This window comes from Corynebacterium sp. KPL2861 (assembly GCF_040225475.1).
Lineage (GTDB): Bacteria > Actinomycetota > Actinomycetes > Mycobacteriales > Mycobacteriaceae > Corynebacterium.
In genome coordinates this window covers 1-17,451 of the sequence record NZ_JBEHFW010000011.1, presented here as the reverse complement: position 1 = coordinate 17,451, position 17,451 = coordinate 1, and the positions used below count along the sequence as shown (strand labels likewise).

Annotated in this window: 15 protein-coding genes; 6 read left to right on the top strand and 9 right to left on the bottom strand. The window is 59.1% G+C overall.

Annotation, left to right across the window (positions count from 1 at the left end):
• Positions 1 to 747 (bottom strand): class I SAM-dependent methyltransferase, encoded by a 747-nt coding sequence (locus ABRP84_RS09460; protein ID WP_349853519.1) that lies wholly within the window; start codon positions 745 to 747, stop codon positions 1 to 3.
• Between the two features lie 24 nt (positions 748 to 771).
• Between ABRP84_RS09460 and ABRP84_RS09455 the strand changes: the two genes are divergently transcribed.
• Positions 772 to 1,881 (top strand): glycosyltransferase family 4 protein, encoded by a 1,110-nt coding sequence (locus tag ABRP84_RS09455; RefSeq protein WP_349853518.1) that lies wholly within the window; start codon positions 772 to 774, stop codon positions 1,879 to 1,881.
• Here the strand turns inward: ABRP84_RS09455 and ABRP84_RS09450 are convergent.
• Together ABRP84_RS09450 and ABRP84_RS09445 are read right to left on the bottom strand one after the other, a co-directional pair.
• Positions 1,775 to 3,256 carry an MmpA family trehalose lipid delivery protein gene (locus ABRP84_RS09450; RefSeq protein ID WP_349853517.1) on the bottom strand — a complete coding sequence of 494 codons (1,482 nt, stop codon included), beginning with the start codon at positions 3,254 to 3,256 and terminating at the stop codon, positions 1,775 to 1,777. The two genes, ABRP84_RS09455 and ABRP84_RS09450, sit on opposite strands and share 107 nt — an antisense overlap.
• On the bottom strand, positions 3,237 to 4,427 hold the full coding sequence (locus ABRP84_RS09445) for a porin PorA family protein (protein ID WP_349853515.1): 1,191 nt from the start codon (positions 4,425 to 4,427) through the stop codon (positions 3,237 to 3,239). Before ABRP84_RS09445 ends, ABRP84_RS09450 begins: the two co-directional genes overlap by 20 nt.
• A gap of 50 nt (positions 4,428 to 4,477) precedes the next feature.
• Here ABRP84_RS09445 and ABRP84_RS09440 point away from each other — a divergent pair, with 50 nt between their 5' ends.
• Positions 4,478 to 5,623, top strand: coding sequence for an acyltransferase family protein (locus tag ABRP84_RS09440; protein WP_349853514.1), 1,146 nt, complete (start codon positions 4,478 to 4,480; stop codon positions 5,621 to 5,623).
• On the opposite strand, the gene ABRP84_RS09435 is transcribed toward ABRP84_RS09440, so the two are convergent.
• From ABRP84_RS09435 to ABRP84_RS09425, 3 genes are read right to left on the bottom strand one after another with little or no spacing between them, the layout of a single operon-like run.
• Positions 5,517 to 8,699, bottom strand: coding sequence for an alpha-(1->3)-arabinofuranosyltransferase domain-containing protein (locus ABRP84_RS09435; protein WP_349853512.1), 3,183 nt, complete (start codon positions 8,697 to 8,699; stop codon positions 5,517 to 5,519). The genes ABRP84_RS09440 and ABRP84_RS09435 overlap by 107 nt on opposite strands.
• 14 nt (positions 8,700 to 8,713) lie before the next feature.
• Positions 8,714 to 8,911 (bottom strand): DUF2613 domain-containing protein, encoded by a 198-nt coding sequence (locus ABRP84_RS09430; protein WP_349853511.1) that lies wholly within the window; start codon positions 8,909 to 8,911, stop codon positions 8,714 to 8,716.
• A 22-nt stretch (positions 8,912 to 8,933) separates the two neighbouring features.
• Complete coding sequence (locus tag ABRP84_RS09425) at positions 8,934 to 9,440, bottom strand: universal stress protein (protein WP_034657804.1); 507 nt, start codon at positions 9,438 to 9,440, stop codon at positions 8,934 to 8,936.
• A 58-nt stretch (positions 9,441 to 9,498) separates the two neighbouring features.
• Between ABRP84_RS09425 and ABRP84_RS09420 the strand changes: the two genes are divergently transcribed.
• From ABRP84_RS09420 to ABRP84_RS09410, 4 genes are all read left to right on the top strand, one after another.
• Positions 9,499 to 10,626 (top strand): glycoside hydrolase family 3 N-terminal domain-containing protein, encoded by a 1,128-nt coding sequence (locus ABRP84_RS09420; protein ID WP_349853510.1) that lies wholly within the window; start codon positions 9,499 to 9,501, stop codon positions 10,624 to 10,626.
• A 34-nt stretch (positions 10,627 to 10,660) separates the two neighbouring features.
• Entirely contained in the window at positions 10,661 to 12,349 is a 1,689-nt protein-coding gene (locus ABRP84_RS09415; protein ID WP_349853509.1) for a VanW family protein, read from the top strand.
• Positions 12,350 to 13,686: 1,337 nt separating this feature from the next.
• Complete coding sequence (locus ABRP84_RS11290; RefSeq protein ID WP_502879801.1) at positions 13,687 to 13,896, top strand: alpha-amylase inhibitor; 210 nt, start codon at positions 13,687 to 13,689, stop codon at positions 13,894 to 13,896.
• Positions 13,897 to 14,260: 364 nt separating this feature from the next.
• Positions 14,261 to 14,710, top strand: coding sequence for a hypothetical protein (locus ABRP84_RS09410; RefSeq protein WP_349853508.1), 450 nt, complete (start codon positions 14,261 to 14,263; stop codon positions 14,708 to 14,710).
• A 1,521-nt stretch (positions 14,711 to 16,231) separates the two neighbouring features.
• Here ABRP84_RS09410 and ABRP84_RS09405 read toward each other — a convergent pair.
• The 3 genes from ABRP84_RS09405 to ABRP84_RS09395 all read right to left on the bottom strand — a co-directional run bounded on the left by ABRP84_RS09405 (position 16,232) and on the right by ABRP84_RS09395 (position 17,342).
• Positions 16,232 to 16,345 (bottom strand): helix-turn-helix domain-containing protein, encoded by a 114-nt coding sequence (locus tag ABRP84_RS09405; protein WP_349819740.1) that lies wholly within the window; start codon positions 16,343 to 16,345, stop codon positions 16,232 to 16,234.
• Positions 16,346 to 16,445: 100 nt separating this feature from the next.
• Positions 16,446 to 16,808: a primase C-terminal domain-containing protein gene (locus tag ABRP84_RS09400; RefSeq protein ID WP_023024206.1), complete on the bottom strand. Its 363-nt coding sequence runs from the start codon at positions 16,806 to 16,808 to the stop codon at positions 16,446 to 16,448.
• Positions 16,809 to 16,979: 171 nt separating this feature from the next.
• On the bottom strand, positions 16,980 to 17,342 hold the full coding sequence (locus tag ABRP84_RS09395) for an integrase core domain-containing protein (RefSeq protein ID WP_502879800.1): 363 nt from the start codon (positions 17,340 to 17,342) through the stop codon (positions 16,980 to 16,982).
• Between the last annotated feature and the right edge of the window lie 109 nt (positions 17,343 to 17,451).

Sequence of the window (17,451 nt, the reverse complement as noted above, 5' to 3'; positions counted from 1 at the left end):
CTAGTCCGGTTGCAATACCAGCGTCAGGTTGGATACGGCGAATTCGCGCAGGCCAGGAACCTTAGTCAGCCACCACGCCCAGCTGGGGTGGTAGCGCGGAAAGGCGAGCTTTAGCGCGCCGGTGGACTCGGCCCAGGTGAGGCCTGCGGAGCAGGGGACATTAAATAGTGAGGTGCCAAAGACATTCTTGGGCGGGTGCCCGTGGCGGCGGGTATAGCGGTCGCGGGCGAAGGCGCCGCCTATGTAGTGCTCCCACAGCCCGGTTTCGTGGCCGCCGAAGGGGCCGAGCCAGACGGTATAGCTCATGATGCACAGGCCGCCGGGGCGGGTAACGCGCAACATTTCTTTACCCATATCCCACGGGCGGGGGATGTGTTCGGCGACATTAGAGGAATAAACCACATCGAAGGAATCGTCCGCGAAGGGCAGGCGCGTGCCATCGCCACGCACGGAATTGCTGAGGCGGATATTGGCAGCGGACATTTCCCCGGCATCGGGCTCAAGGCCAACGTAGGACGCGCCGCGGTCCGCGAAGGCGGCGGCAAAATAGCCGGGGCCGCCGCCTACGTCGAGCACGAGGGCATCGGCAAGCGGCACGCTCAAGTCGCGGCCCAAGTTTTCCACCAGCGTGGCCGTATCTTCTGCCAGGCCGCCGTAGAAAAGATCGGGGCGGGTTTGCTCGAAGCGGAAAGAGCGCAGCAGCGCCCAGGAGCGGGAGAGCGTGGCCATGTCGCGGGTGTGTTTCATAAACCACTAGGCTAATACCCCACGATGAAAATTCTTTTACTATGCTGGCGCGATTCCACCCACCCGCAGGGCGGTGGCTCCGAGCGTTACCTCGAACGCGTGGGGGAGTACCTAGCGGCGCAGGGCCACGAGGTGGTCTTTCGCACCTCTAAGCACATGAATGCGGCGCGCCGGGAAGTCCGGGGTGGCGTGCGCTATAGCCGCGGCGGTGCCAAGTTTGGCGTGTACCCGCGCGCGTGGGCGGCCATCGCGGCCGGGAGAATGGGCCTGGGGGATCTGCGCGGTATCGACGCGGTCATCGATACCCAAAACGGCATTCCCTTCTTCGCGCGGTTGATTTCCGGCGCGCCGACGGTGCTACTTACCCACCATTGCCACCGCGAGCAATGGCCCGTGGCTGGTCCGGTGCTCGGGCGGCTGGGCTGGTTCTTGGAATCGCGCGTGGCACCGCGGGTATATCGGGATTCGACCTACGTCACGGTCTCGCAGGCCTCGCGCGAGGATTTGGAGGCGCTCGGCATTGACGGCGCGCGGATCATCGCCAATGGCCTAGACCCCATTCCGGCGCACGTGCCTTCCCTCGAGCGCGAGGCGGATAAGCACCTGGTGACACTCTCGCGGCTAGTCCCACACAAGCAGATCGAGCACGCCATGGATACGGTGGCGCGCACGCCGGGCGCGGTTTTGGATGTGATTGGCTCGGGCTGGTGGGAGTCGAATTTGCGCGATTATGCCGAAAAGCTCGGCGTGACGGATCGCGTGCGTTTTCGTGGCCAGGTTACGGAAGACTATAAGCACGCCTTGCTCGCGCGTGCCGATGCCCACCTCATGCCCTCCCACAAAGAGGGTTGGGGCCTTGCCGTCATGGAGGCCGCCCAACATGGGGTTCCCACAGTAGGTTATGCATTTGGCCTGCGCGATAGCGTAATCGATGGCGAGACCGGAATCCTTGTAGAAGAAGAGGGTGACTTCGTGGCGGCCACCCAGGAGTTACTGGAGAACGCGGAGTTGCGACGGCGCCTAGGGTCTAATGCCCGAGAGTTTGCCGCGCGCTTTTCGTGGGAGAAGACCGGCGCTGCCTTTGCGCAATTGCTCCAAGGCTTAGTAGCGGGGAAGCCATCCACAGGGCGGTAAGTGCCCACGGCAGCTCGGGGCGCGGGGCGTTGGTCTCTGCGGCGATGGCGCCATCGACCACCACGACGCCCACCCCAAGTTCCGCAAGGCCTGCCATATCGCGGTCCTGCCAGGCGCGCAGCGCCGCGCGGTACTGCGGTGAGGCCTGATCGATGACTTCACCGTCCACGCTGAGCTCGCCGGATTCCACCATCGGCACCGCCTTGGAATAGGGATCGACCGCGACCCCCGGGGTGGCTTCCCGATGCGCACCGCCATCCCCCGTGGGAACCTCCACCAAATTGGGCCGTTCGGGGAAAAACGCCAGGCGGCCGTCAATACCGCGCACCAACTGCTCATCCACCCCGGTATCGCGGGGAGAAAGCACGGCAAGGCGGGACGGGGCGGGGAGGACCTGGATGGTGGCAGCCACTAGCGCCAGCACGGCCGGAATCTGCGGCAGCGCGCCGATGGAGGCGACGTATAGCGGCAGCGCGAGCATCGTGAGTTTGTGGCTATCGCGCAAAAGGCCGGCCCCTGGAACGTTATCGATGGCCCATTCCAGCATGCCGGGCAATAGCCAACACGCCAGCGCCCCGCCGAGTCCCAGCGCGGCCAGGACGGTCAAGCGCGCCGGGACGCGGTGCGCGCCCGCCAGCGCGAGGACTGCGACGAAGAGGCCGAACACGGCCAGGCCAAGGGCAGCCTCGCCATTCCAAATTCCGCCGAGCCGCAAGAGCGCGCCCACCGTGCCCACGTGTTCTTCGGCCCGCGGGGAAAAGGCCGCGACGGCGGCTGCGGCATCGCCAGGCACGCCGGGTTGGAAAAGGCCTGGAACCAGCCACGGCAGCCACAAGAGGCAGCCCGCCAAGGCCACGCGCTTCCGGCAGGTAAAAAGTGCCGTGACCACCGCAAATAACCCGCCGGTGGGGGTAAGCGATGCTCCCCACATGGCCAGCCATGCCAGCCAGCTGTGGCGGCGCCCCGCCCAGGCGATGACCGGGAGTAACCAGGCCGCAATGGCCAAGGACCACTGGCCTTGCAGGAGGCGTTCGATGACAAAGGGATTGGCCACCGCGATGGTCATCGCGGCCAGCGCCGCTACCGTGGTGCGAGACCACAGCGCGGCGGTGAGAGCGGCGGCCCCAGCGGCGGTAAAGATAAGGCCCCGGGCGGTCCACGCGCCGCCGAGTAATGCCAAAAACCCATCTTGTGGTGCGTTGCGGGCTGGCAGGCTTCCCGCACCCAGCGCGGATGGGGTAAGCCCCGGATCGTTTAAGAGCACCATATCGCGCCAGAGGAATTCACCGGGCAGCGCGAAGGGCCAGCACACCGCGGCCACGAGAAGAATTCCCCATAGCCCGAGGAGGATGCGCCTAGGCGTGTGCGGCATCATGGGTGTCACGGTGGCGGCGCATGTACTGGTAGGCGGCGAAAATGAGCAGGGAAACGCCGATGGCCTTGCCCAGCCAGCCAACGGCCATCAGCCCCCGGATGGCGTAGATTACCGGGCGGACCTCGGCGAGGCGCTCCGCGCGGGTATCCTCTGACCATCGGAAATCCGCGGCCAGCACGGAGCGATCCTCGGTGTCATCCTCCGCGATAAGGGTTCCCGCCTGTTGGATATCGGTGGCGAAAAAGACCTTAACGTTTTCCCGGACATCCACGATGGTGCCGGTGGTGGGCTCGACCGAAATATCGCGGCCCACGGTATAAAAGGGCTCGACAATAACGGTCGCATCCGCATCCAAGTCCAAAAGCTCGCGCGAGTGGCGGTCATAAAAACGGCTTGCGGGACCCTTCAACTGGAAATCGCCGGATTTCAGCTCGTCCGTTTTAGTGGTGCTATCTAGCCCCGCGCTGATATTGCTAAAGGTGTTTTTCAGCGGCAGCGGCTGTAAATCCTGGTGATAGGAATAGATGGGGATGCCATCCACCTTGGAGTCGCCGGTAAAGTCTATCGGCGTGGATTCCTGCGCCAGGAAATCAAAAAATGGGTAGGAGCGCTGCTCCGTGCCGGAGGGGAAGAAATAGGTCAGGCCGTCTCGCTCGAAATCCGCGCGGGTTAGATCGGCGTTGAACTCGGGTAGGGCGAGGGCCCATTTATTGACCGGATTCGCCACTGGGAACGTGGATTCGCGGTTGAGCACCGAGTGCTGATCAACAGTGGCGATTTCCTCTTGGGAGTCCCCGTCTTTTCCAGCCAGCAGGCTGGTCACGGAATCGGTGGTGGCGATGGTGTCATCATCGTCCACCTCGCCGGTGGCAATGGTGCGCTCCAAGGTCAGCGGCCCGTGGTGCTGGTAGCACCACATCGGGGCGGATTTGTCGGCGCAGCGCGGGTCATCGCCGGATGCGGTAGCGGGGGCTTCACCGGCCATGAGGGCGCGCACGTCCATCCATACCGCATCGGTGGGTCCGCTCGAGGTGGAAAAATCTTGATCCAAGCCCAGCGGGCGGGTCCGGTTATTGTAGAGGGTCGGGGCGAGGGTACCAATGAGGAGGAAAATGATTGCGGCAATGACAACCCACGTCCGTGGCGAGCGTGGCCAAAGGTAGCGGCTCATTGCAGTACTATATCCAATCAGTTTCAGGTTTCCGGGGTAAAGGAGCAAGCGTGCGCACGCAGGCATCTGTGAAAAGCCTACCCCAGCACCTGCCGGAGCTAGACGGCCTACGCGCGGTTGCAGCACTAGGGATCATTGTCACCCACGTATCCTTCCAAACCGGCACCGGGTGGGGATTTGCCGGGCGTTTCGATTTCTTCGTCGCCGTCTTTTTCGCCCTCAGCGCCTTTTTATTGTGGCGCCGGCGGGGGCTGCACACGGCGCGCGGCTATGCCCACTCCCGCATCGCGCGCTTGGCACCGGCCTATTACGCCTGCGTGGTATCGGTTTTGCTGCTGCTTCCCGATGCCCACTCCATCACCCCCACCCAGATCCTCGCCAACCTGACCTCCACGCAGATCTATGTGGTCGATGGCCTTGCCCCGGGCCTTACCCACCTCTGGTCCCTCTGCGTGGAGTTTTTCTTTTACCTGGTACTACCGCTTCTGGTGTGGGCCCTTGGCAGCCTGCCGCAGCGCTGGCGCATGGCCGTTATCGCCGGCGGCGCCGTGCTGAGCTGGGGGTGGGGATTTATCCCCTTTGTCGCGGACTACGGCGAGGACCAGGTCAACTCGCAAATCTGGCCGCCGGCTTATGCCTCGTGGTTCGCGGTGGGCATGCTGGCGGCGGAGGTGGAAGAAAGGGGCATCGGCAAGCGCACGGCGCGGATTCTGCGGGTGCGCTGGGCCTGGGTTGTGCTGGCGGGGCTCGTGCTGTGGGTGGCGAGCCGGGATTGGTTTGGGCCGGCCGGGCTGGTGCATCCGGAGCCGGCGGAATTTGCCCGCCGCATCATCGCTGGGGCGGTATTCGCGGCGTGCGTGGTGGTGCCGGTGGCCTTGGTTCCACGTGGAACCTCGTGGCTTACCTCGCCGCTCATGCAGGCGCTGGGCGCGTGGTCCTATTCCATTTTCTTGTGGCACGTGGCGGTGCTCGCCGTGGCCTTCCCGTTAACCGGGGTGGCGCTGTTTAGCGGGAAACCGCTGGATTTTTGGGTGATCCTTGCCGTCACGGTGGTGGGGACCGTTGTGGTTTCTGCGGCGAGCTATACGCTTATCGAGCGCCCGGGCCGCGACCTTCTGATGGGCCGTGGCCGGGTCCGGGGCCGGGGCCGTCGACGGCGAAAAGGCAGGCCAGCCCCGCGGCACATAAGCACATAAGCAGCACGGAATCGCCGGCATAGGCCCCTGAGGTCCATGGAGCTCGGGCAAGGATGGTCCCGGCCGCCGCTACCACGCCGCTGGCAAAATAAGCCCGCGGAATGGTGGTCCAGCGCACGATGAGCCAGGCGGCCATGCCCGCAAGCGCCGCCGGCCATCCCACCAGTGCCAGGCAGGCCAGCGAATACACCGCAGAGGCCATGCCGCCAGGATGCGGGTGCCAGGTGGGCTGCGGGCTACGGCGCGCGGCGAAAAGCAGGCAGAACCCCAGCGTGGCCAGGCCGAGTGCGTCGCCAAAGAGCAGGGCGGCGCGGTAGGCAGGCTGCGCCTTAAAGGTCATGCGGAATTCCCCATGCGTGCCCGCCGGGACGATAAACGCCTGGGTGGCGGCATCGATCTCGTACGGGGTGAGCTCGGTATCGCCTATAAATCCGCGCAGGCCCTTATTAAAGGCGCGGCCGGTAATGAGCAGGCGCTCATCTCCTGCAGCAGCGATGGAAAAATCGGTGAGGCGATAATCGCTCGGCGGGGACCAGCCCTTCTCCGTCATTGACACCCACGCGCCGGTGGTGCGCACGCGGTGGACGCCGGGCTCAAGGGTCAGGGTGCTGCCGGGGGAGTACCGGTGGGAATCGATAAGCACCGGCTTGGTGGAATCCACCGTGACCTCCATGCGGCGCGGCACGGTGACATCGCGAATGAGCACGCCGGTATCGTGCACCAGCTGCTGGAAGAAGAATTGGTGCACATTCGGCGAGGTATCCGGCACGGTGACTACGCGCTCGATGGGATGGCCTTGCACCTCCAGTTCCGCGATGCCGGTGCGGTGGGATAATTCCACGCGGATGGCCCGCGAATCCCCGCCGGGCACGCGCACCGTCTGGGAGCGGAAGGGCTGCAGGTTTACCTCTACTGCAGCGCCACCCGAGCGCACCGTCACCGTGGTGGAGCTGGTGGCCATGAGCTTCAGGCTCGGTTGGCTAAAGTCACCGCGCAGCTCGATCCAGCTCTCATCATCGCCGGGTGCGGGCCACCAGGCGGTGGAATTTTCCCCATCGACGGCGGCGGTGGCGGACTTTTCCGGCTGGGCGCCGCCAAAGGCGGTGGCATCGGCGGCAGAAGAAGAGACCTCGACATCGCCGCCGTGGGTCTCCACCGTGGTCAGCGGGCCGGCGGAGGGATAATCGCGCAGGCGGTTATAAACGTGGCTGGGATCGTCTGTGGATAGCGGCGCCGAGGCGGCTCCATGGAGCGTGCCGTAATTGCGATCCACCAGCGTGGGGGTATCGGTGACGATATCGGCATCCTTGTCCACCAGTTCGCGGGCGGCCGGGCCATCGTGGGCATCGAGGAAGGCCAGCGCCTCGCCGCCACCGGCCACGCGGACGGGATCGTCTGAGGTCAAAGCCGTGGAATGCTGCTCGAGCATAATCACATCGACCTCGCCAAAAGTGTGCACTTCACCGCCAAATTTGCTGCTCAAGGTGTCATTATCTGCGGCAAAGAGATCGTGGCGCACCATCACCGCGCCAATGCCCAAGCGCTGCAAGGCGCGCACGCCGCTGGCCGGGTCCTCGTCTAGTCCTGCCATCACTCCGTCGAGGCCGCGGATGGCCTCCGGCGGCACGAGGGGGATGGCATCGCGGACGGCCCACGGGACATCAAGAAGCGGCTGCGCCGGCTCATCGCGAGTCCAGCCCCACTCCTGGCGGGCGAAGGAGGCCTCAGGATAGATCAGGGTGCGCGTATTCTCCGCGTGCTCGTTGATGTAGTCCGTGGCTTGGTGCCAATAGTCCGGCACCTCGTCATAGGCGCCAAGGGGCAGCAGCCGCTGGGACCACGCCGGGGAGATGGCGCTGATGCACACCAGTAGCACCAGCGCGCCCACCGTCTGCTTCTTGGTGGGGCGCAGACCGGTGGGCAGCGGCAGGCGCTGACAGGCACGGGCAAAGCCCAAAAGCAATGGGATGCGCACCAGCGGATCGAATTTGTGCAGGTTGCGCAGGGGCGCCAGCGCTCCATCGAGCGCGTCGAGGTACCACGCCGCCTGGCAGCCCAATATCGCTACACCGGTTACCAGCATGATGGACCACACGCGGGGCAACCGGCACAGGCTATATATTCCTATTGCGGCCACGGCCATGGTGATAAGGACAAAGAACGCAGAGGTGGCCAGCTCGTTGCCGGCAATGCGCTCGGCATCCGCAAAGGGCGACCAGCTTGTTGTCCCACGCAGGATTTCCGGTAGGTTCAGCCACCGGGTGGTTACGCGGGAGGATTCGATAAATTCCGTAAACGGCGGGGCGTAGCGGCCCAAGATAATAAGCGGGCCAATCCACCACGCCGATACGCACAGGCAGCCAAGGAGCCAGGCCGCGCCGGGCTTGAAGGCGCGGCGGTACAACACGATGACAAGCGCTGGGGTGCAGGCCGCGAGCGTGGCGGTGGCGTTGACCGCGCCCATGAGCGCCACAGGAATCGTAGCGGCGGCAGCATCGCGCCAGGTGAGCCGCTCTCGCAAGAAGGGCAAGATGACCCACGGGGCTAGCATGACCGGCCAGGTTTCAGAAGAAATGGCCGTCAGCGTGGACAGTGAGCGCGGAGACAAGGCGTAGAGCATTGCGGCAACCCAGACCCACCGGCCGCGCAGTCCTATCCGGGTAGCCAGCTTGTAAAACCCAATAAAGCCTACGCTTAAGACCAGTAGCCACCACAGGCGTTGGGCTATCCAATCCGGCAGGGGTTCGGTTAACACAAAAAAGGGACCCTGCGGGAATAGATAACCATAGGCCTGGTTCTGCAGCTGGCCCAGGGTAAATATATCGGTATAGGCAGCAAGCGCGCCGCGCAGGAAGTGCAGCGGGTCCGCGGCTAGATCGTGTTTGGTATCGGCGGCGGTTAGCCCCCATGGCTGTACCGCGAGGATGAGCGCCAAGGCAATAATGCCCAGCGGATAGGGCCGGGCAAGGCGCGCGCAGCGGTGGCGCAGGGCGCGGGTGGCTCTGCGGTAGCGGTTTAAATAAGAACCGCTGTGCAGGCCGCGGGTGAGCTGGTCGGTCCGATCCCGGTCATGCACGCCGGTGCGCCCATCTAATCGCGGGAGCCGTATTCAGGCCCGCCCAGCACTGCATCATCGGCGGAGACCGCATTGCCTTCGGGCACGGTATCGCTACCGGAGAACTGGGCGATGCCGATGATGGTGATAATGCCCAGGGCGATGCCCACAACAGCGCTACCCACAGCGGGGCCGAGGGTGCGCTTGTTTAAAGAATCGGATTCCAGAGCCATGGCTAAAGATAGTAGCAGCTACTTAGAAGTATTCCGGATCGTCATCTTCCGCGTCTTCATCGTTTTCTTGCGGGACGATAAAGACGGGCAGGCCCGCGTTGCGCACGATCTGGTCCGCCGTGGAGTTAGTCCACCAGGCGCGAAAGCCGGTGAGCGCGCGGGTGCCGGTCACGATGACATCTACGTCTAGCTCGTGCGCGGCATCCACGATCGCCGAAGAGATGGTGGTGGCGGATTCCACGAGGTGGGCGCGGCCGGCTAGGCCCAAGTTTTCGGCCAATTGGGTGCCTTGGCGGCAGATTTTCAGCGCCTCTTCGTAGGCGGGATCGTCTTCCACGCTATCGGGGGACACGGTGGACTGGTGCATGCCCGTGCGGCTTACGGCGCGTGCGGTTTGGCGTGCCACCGGTTCCCAAGCGGTGAGGATTTCCACCGTGGAGGGGCGCAAAAGCTGTGCGGCGTACTCCAAGGCGCGGTCGGCGCGTTCGGTGCCATCATAGGCAATTAGCATTGTTTTGCCGTTACTCATGTCACTAGTCTACCCACCGCCTAGGTTAGTTCGCGAGGAATGCTGCACACTGGAAGGCATGAAATATTCCCGCATCATTGCCAGCTTGGGCCTCGTGGCTGTGCTTAGCGCCTGCTCTAATTCCACCTCGGAGGAAGACAAGGCACACGACTCCGCGGCTCCCGCGCCCTCGTCGTCCGATACCGCCGCGTCCGCCACGGATGCAGTCCCAGCACCAGCGCCAGAGGATATTCGCGCCACCGCCGCCTCGGTTCTTATGCCGCCGGCGACCAGCTACGAGGATGCCAAGGCCAAGTTGGAGGCCGGCGTGGGAGGCATTTTCATCCCCAGCTGGGCGGATCCCGGTTTGCTGGAAGAAGAGGGCCGCAATATTAATGCCCTGCGCGCGGAACTAGGCCGCGATTTTGAGGTCGCCATCGACTTCGAGGGCGGGCGCGTGCAGCGTTTTTCAGAAATTCTGGGCGAATACCCCTCCGCGCAGCAGATGGCGGCGGATAATTCGCCGGAGCAGGTAGAACAGCTTGCAGGGGACATCGGCAAGCGCCTCATGGAGTATGGCATCAACGTGGACTTCGCGCCGGTGCTCGATGTCGATGGGGATGACCTCGAGGTTGTGGGCGATCGCGCCTTTTCCACCGATCCCACCCAGGCCGGTGAATACGGCGCCGCCTTCGCCCGCGGGCTGGATGCAGCCGGGGTCAAGGCCGTATTCAAACACTTCCCCGGCCACGGTCGCGCCTCGGGCGACACCCACCTGGCGGAAGCCATTACCCCGCCGCTGGAAGAGCTCGAAAACCACGAGTTTATTCCCTTCCAAAACGCCATTCCCGCCGCGCCGAATGCGGCGCTGATGATGGGGCACCTCGCGGTCCCGGGCCTGGGCGATGGTCAGACCTCTGCTTCCATCTTGCCGGAGGCCTATGACCTTGCCCGCGAGGCCTTGCAGTATGACGGCACCATCTATACCGATGATATTGGCGGCATGGCGGCCATTTCGGACTCGCTTCCGCTTGCCGATGCCGTCATTACCTCCCTCGCCGCCGGTGCCGACATGCCCCTGTGGTCCACCGAGGCCGATATCAACGCCGTGATCGATGCCGTCGTGGGCGCAGTCGATGAGGGCAGATTGAACCTTGAGCGCCTTGGTGAAGCCGCCCACCATGTCCACACTGGGGACAGCGACTAGGAAAAACGCCCCTGCACCCGTTAACCTTTAAAGCGTGAAGAAGGCAGAAGGAAAAAACGGTGCAAAGGGCTGGCTCATCACGCTTGGCGTGATCGTGGGTTTTGTCCTCATTGCGGGCATCGCTTATGCCTGGGATGTCATAGCAAACCAGGACAAGATCCCGCGCAGCGTCTCCGTTGGCGGCGTGGATATCTCCGCCATGGAGCGCACCGCCGCCGTGGCCAAGCTTGAGGACGAGCTCAAGGACGTTGAGACCCAGCCCGTGACCGTGACCGCCGGCGAACTGCAGTCTGATTTTATTCCTGCCGAATCCGGCCTGGCCTTGGATAACCAGGCCGCCGTCGATGGCATTGAGGAGCCTTCGCTCAACCCGATTACCCGCCTGGCCAGCTTCTTTCGCTCTACCGAAGATATCCCGGTAGAAACCGATGTAGACGATAATAAGCTGCAGCCCACCCTTGATCGCGTAAAAGACGAGCTTTCTACCGAGCCGGTCGACGGCATGCTGGAGCTTAATGATGGTCAGCTCAAGGTCACCGATCCCACGTTGGGGCAGACCGTAGAAGGCACCGAATTGCACGATGCGGTGGCAGCGAATTGGCTCGATAAGGCTGGCGTGCAGGTGGAGCCGGAAGAAATTGAGCCGGCCATTAATGACGCGGCCATTGAAAAGATGCGTACCGGTGACGCCGCCAAGGCCCTGGATAATCCGTTGACCTTGAAGGCCCAAAATAACGTAACCGCCACGCTAAATAAGCCGGAGATTTCCCAGTTCACCAGCATTGAGAAAAAGGATGGCCGGCTGCACCTAGTGGTCGATAGCAACCGCGCGCAGCAATTGCTGCAAGAGCGCACCGATGGCGCCGATGTGCCTGGCGTGAACGCCAAAGTGAAATTCGCTGGTGGCTCCAAGCAGGTCACGCCCTCCCAGGACGGCGAGATTATTGACTGGAAGCCGACCATGGAGGGCTTTGATAAGCGTGTGACTGGCGATGACCGCGAGTGGGACGCAACCTACAAGCCAGACCCAGCCGAGTTCACCACCGAGGACGCCGAAAACGCGACGTTTAACGATACCGTGGGCGAGTTCTCCACCGGTGGATTCTCTTCTGCCTCCGGGCGCAATATTCAGCTGGTGGCCCAAGAGGTCAACGGTGCCGTTGTGAACCCAGGTGAGACCTTCTCCCTCAACGGCTATACCGGCCCCCGCGGCACCGCGCAGGGCTATGTGGAATCCGGTATCATCATCGACGGCCATTCCGGTACCGCCGTGGGCGGTGGCATCTCCCAGTTCGCCACCACGCTGTATAACGCCGCGTACTTCGCGGGCATGCAGGATACCGCGCACACCCCGCACTCGTACTACATTTCCCGCTACCCGGCCGGCCGCGAGGCTACCGTGTACGAGGGCGCCATTGACCTGCAATTTACCAATACTTTCAATACCCCAGTGCAGATCGAGACTAATTTTGGCGGCGGTGAGATCACCGTCCGCTTGAAAGGCACCAAGACGGTAGAGGTGGAATCCATCAATAACGGCCGTTGGGCCAAGACCGAGCCACAACCGAGGTCCGTGCCAGGCAGCGACTGTTCGCCATCATCCGGTGCCCCGGGCTTTACGACGTCCGATACCCGCATCATCAAGGATCTCAGCGGCAAGGAGCTTTCCCGCGAGACCAAGACCACGGTCTACGATCCACAACCCATCGTGCGGTGTGGTTAGCCAGTAAGCAAAGTGCGTTGCCGCTGGCCCAATCTCGGCGGCCATGCAGCGCGCACAACCCAGCGTGAGTACGACAAAGGCTCCCGCAGCGGGTGTAGTGCCATGCTGCGGGAGCCAGACTCGTTAGTCATCCGTCTTGCCTCGCAGGGGGTTGAAGGTCATGTTTTTCGTGGGGGACAACCACATCATGCTCATCTTTCACCGGTGCCACCGTGGGCACTGCGTTAATATGGACGGTCAAGTCCCGTGTAGTGGTGTAGACGTTTATGCCTCCGGCTCGGTATGAAGTTCGGGGTTTGATTAGGATGTTAGCCGGCGCCAAAGAGGCCGTCGTTATCACGGTGAAGAGTACTCCTGTGTTCAACTAGCACGCAGTCGCGACGGTAAGGATCGCTAAAGTCCTCGGGTTGTGGCCTGTGGATTGGCGATAATCATGCGAGACAATAAAAACGATTGACCAGCCCGGTTATTTTATAACGCCGGTGCACATGCATTCGACTAGGAAAAGATCTCGATAGTTATCGATGAATCGGATCATTTCCCACATTTTGGGTCGAGTTATGACGCGAAAAACTCGGGCAGCCTTCAGAAGTTCATTAGTTTCGTGTAGCTGGTGATTTACACGGTCTAGCATTGCGTTTTCGGCAGCCAAATCTTCAGGTTTGGACTCTGGTATGTCCCCGGCACTGCGGGCAGGGTTAAGTCCAAAGACGGGCCGTATGCCATGAAACCCCAACTTTGGGGCTGCTGCCTGGCACGCGGGGTGCATCGACGTATTTTCCGCCGAGATGCGATCTTCCACGAGACGGACCGGACGTTCCTTGGCATCCTGATCAAATTTCCTTGGCATGTTCCAGATTTCCCCATCTACTGAAACGGAACGATACCTGAGAAACTTTACGCTGAGGCGGTCCGTTTACGCTTCAGCAACCTGGTCTTATGCAGAATGGCAGCAACGACTCAACCTCAGTAATGCATCAGCACTCTTGGAATGCGCACGCCCCTAATAATGGTTGGCTAAGATTTAAATCTGAACAACCTCTTGACGGCTCTCAGGCGATCGGATAAGTTTCTGGAAAAGTAAGCTATCAGGGTTGGAGAATAATGTCTTTATTTCTTAGGAAAGTAGCGATAATCACCGGGGCTTCATTGCTACTTCTACAGCTACCACTGCGACTGCAACTGCTACCGAAACGCCCACTTTCAATCTATCAACCAACCAATTAAAAGTTGCCGAACTAGAACCGGGTCAAAGCGCAAGATTTGCCAAAGGTGAAGTTGCCGAAGTTCTCTTCGCAGGGTCCGAAGTTCGCAGTACCGAAGCTACCCTAACAACTATGGCTGCTGTTCCAGCACCAAATTGCATTGTAGCGCGAGCAGAAAAGGGATTCGTCCAAGTTTATAACAATTGTGGAGGAAGCGACCCACAACGAGTAAAAGTGGTGCTAGCCTTCGGGCTCGGCACTCAATGCAAATCAATTCAACCAGGGACACGTACTAATATTGGCGTTGCCACAGGCCGAATCGATGGCGTTTTCCTTTGCTAACTGAGGGCTGCTGAACTATGAAAAGAGTTGTAAAAAATCACGCTGGAATCTTGTCCATTCTAGTCGCACTGAGTTGTTTAGCTCCCCTAGCATATGGGCTGGGTCCAGACGACCCACGGACTAAGAATAATAGAGGGATGTATACGGTGAAGTGCCAAGTCCATCAGAATACAACAGGTAACCCAGTTGTTGGTTTCGTCATCGGAAACCATAAAAATGATCCAGAAAAGGCTGAAAAAGAAGCAAATAACTTCGTTTCCAGATTCGGTGACAATCATGCTAAGAGACACTGTAAGACAATTGGCCAATACAGGCAAAACGGTGCTTATAGCACTAACTGGACTCCAAGATAATATAGAAATATATGCTAAATAAAAGTTTAAATCCAAGCGTCCACACTTGGTGCTATATAACGAAATTCGTCTGTCCATTCGAATCTCTGCCCAAAGCGAAAGAGAAATATCAGGAAGCAGTAGAACGTGTGAGACAGTCTCATAAGGTTCTTTTAGCATCCGAACAAGCTTACCTCTTAGGCCAGACCGAGCCGATATTTAGTCTCCTTATTGATGAAATTGTCGGATTTGGAGAAGAGTTGTCGGACTCAGAGAAAGAAAATTACTCCGTTTTCATTTTCACGACCATCGTTGAGGTACCAGAAAAAGAGGAAGATGATAAAAAAGACCCAGTAATGCAAATTGCTGCAAAGCTAGAGCTAGATGCCGAAGATGATTTTCCCTCAACTTTTCCTAGTCGTACTCGATTAATCTGGATGAGCGAAAGCGGAAAAGAATCGTCAAACTGCATTATTCAATAGAACCTGTCACCGGGTGGAGAAGTATCATTATAACTCTCTATCGTGCTTGACCCCTGTTTGGTGGGCACTTGGATGCGATCTACGAAGCTAAAGGACTGCTCGACACTGTGTGGGCAGCGGTTGGTGGCCGGAGGGGGCTAAAATCGCACCAGAGAGCTAGTAAATTGGGCGAAAGACAACGAAGCGTGAAGCACCACACCGTCTGGAGTCAGCACATCGGAGACTCCTGCCTTTAATCGTCGGCTGATTCCCGGTATGCATGAGGGCAGGAGAAAAGGTGACGCGAGCACTAGCACGCAGACAGTAAAGTTCAACACCTAAAACTCCGACTCAACAGTGGTGCAGGTCTTGAACGTTCACCACTAGGAGCGGTAACTATATTACCTGTGAAATACAGTTATCACTCAATATCTAAATCCTGGAATTTATTGGAAGAATTCCCCTTGCCAGTAACTTCTCCTTTTATGTCTTTTATGTCTTGCCGTACCTCTTTTATAAAGGACACCGCTTTTATCAGGAATAGTGTCAAGGCCACTAGTAATGCTACGGCAAATATAGAAAATATAATATCATATACCATCATAGTTGCATCAAGATAACGCTTGAGCGCGGACTCCGGAAACCTCAAGGGTTAGAGATAGCGTCGTTGTCCATAAAACCTTCACTGCAGTTGCCTGGAAAGACATTCTAGCTGAGGCTGGAGATATATTTCGGTTCTGCCATTGTTGGGTTATTTCAAGGGAGGGCGAACTTGTAGTGTGGCCAATGGCTCTATGAATTATCGGGCTATGCATATTCCTAATCGTAGCGTTTACTTTCCCACTCTTTGCCGTTGAATAATCTGCATAGAATGAGTACGAAAAAGCGATGCCGTTGTACACAACTCGGCAGTTATCGTGTCGAACCCAGTTCAAATAATCGTAGCTTCGGCAATTGGAAATCCCGGTTCCTCTAGTAGCGTACCTACTAGGTCCCATTTCTACCGTACTAACGGAACCATCCTGGTATATATTCTTCTTCGTTACTCGACCGTACTCCTCAGTTTCTTCACTGCGTATAGGTTCCGATTCTGGATTATCTGCGTCAATTAATTCACCATTCTCAATTTTCCCAATTAGGCGATCTTGAATTGACTTGTCGGTGATTCCATTCTGAAGAAACACGTTCCTATACTCCCGCTCGATAGACCCATCGATAGGGTTATCCAAGCTTTCCACCTCTTGCTCTTCTGTAATTGCAGGGGGAGAGATAATTGAGGAAATTGCAAGCATGCTAGAGAGAATTAATGAACAACTTTTTTCATGAAATTTTCTTCGTATATTTAGAAAGTAAAATGTCTTTACATTTTACATTAAGTTCAATAGTTTTCATAGGATTGTTTCTAATTTGTTACATTTCTGCGGGCGTGACATGCGCGGAGGGTGTCTCTACTGAAAACCTAGGTGCTTAGGTAGTGAGTCATGCTTGCTTAGCAAGGTGAGCTGCACGTGCCTATTGCATAGACGGAGGCCAGGATGTGGATCATGCACGCGCCTGGTCTTTCATGTGCACATAACGATGCACGGTCCCGACAGAGCAGCCGACTCCTTTAGCGATCGCACGCATAGATAGCCCTTGGTTGTGGAGCACCCGGATTTTATCGCGTTTTTCGTGCGCACGTCCGATAAACGCCTTACGAATTTCCGATGTCTAGCGGCGAATGGTGTGGGGAGGACGACCGATTTTTAGGGCAGCTTCACGTGCGGTGAGCCTTGGAGATCGTACGCCTAGCCTTCGGGGTGCATCTGGCTTGACCATTCGGTACCTCACTTGCTGTTTCGTTGCGTTGTTGGGACCGTTTTTCGCCTGATTTTCCGCGTGCTGCTCGGATGGCGGACAATTGTTCGGGATTGAATCGTGTCCATACCCAGTGGGCGATGCTGGGGGCGAGGCGGTGGATTTCCTTTTCGGGGAGGGGGTCGCGGTGTTCTTTTTCTAGGTTGAGGTTGGCGGCGATGGCGTGTGCGTGGACAACTTCAACCCAGACGTTGATGCCGTCTGTCCAATTGCGTTTGTTCGCCCTAAAGGCCCAGCGGCGAGTACGGTCGAAGATATCCACATTGCGTCCAAAACCGGAGCTTTCCCGTGGTCGAGGGTCGTTCTAGAGGGGGCAGTGCTCCCAGGCTATCAAGGGCTTGCGCTAGTTAATGGAGGCTGTAGGTGAGGTCGTGTTCTCCCCATAAGGTGCCGTGGTCGTTCTGAGCGGCCTGAAGTGCCCCGGGTTTTGTTCCTAGGCATTTGCCTTGATTTCTATTATTGCCCGTGGCGGGTTCTGCTTCCAAAATTCGGTTTCGACCTCGACCGGGGTTCGGTATCCCAAGCTTTGGTGGAGCCTTACCTCGTTCCACCATGACACCCACTCGAACGTCGCGATTTCTACCTCGACAACGTCATCCCACCTGCGAGTATGGATTAGCTCGTTCTTGTAGGAACCATTAACGTTTTCTGCCAGAGCATTGTCATATAAGTCACCGACAGTTCCGGTGGAAGCTGTAATGCCGTGCTGGGTAAGTCGCTCGTTGTAGACCACGCTGACATACTGTGAGCCGTGATCCGAATGGTGAATGAGACCTGTTGTTTCCTCAGCACACACGATCGCCTGGTTAAGAGCTTGCAGTGGCAGTGGGGCCCGACCCCCGAAAAGTGGACACGTCGGGGGTTAGCTATGCTGCTGTGGTCAGTGTAGCTGAAGTCTCGGCTTC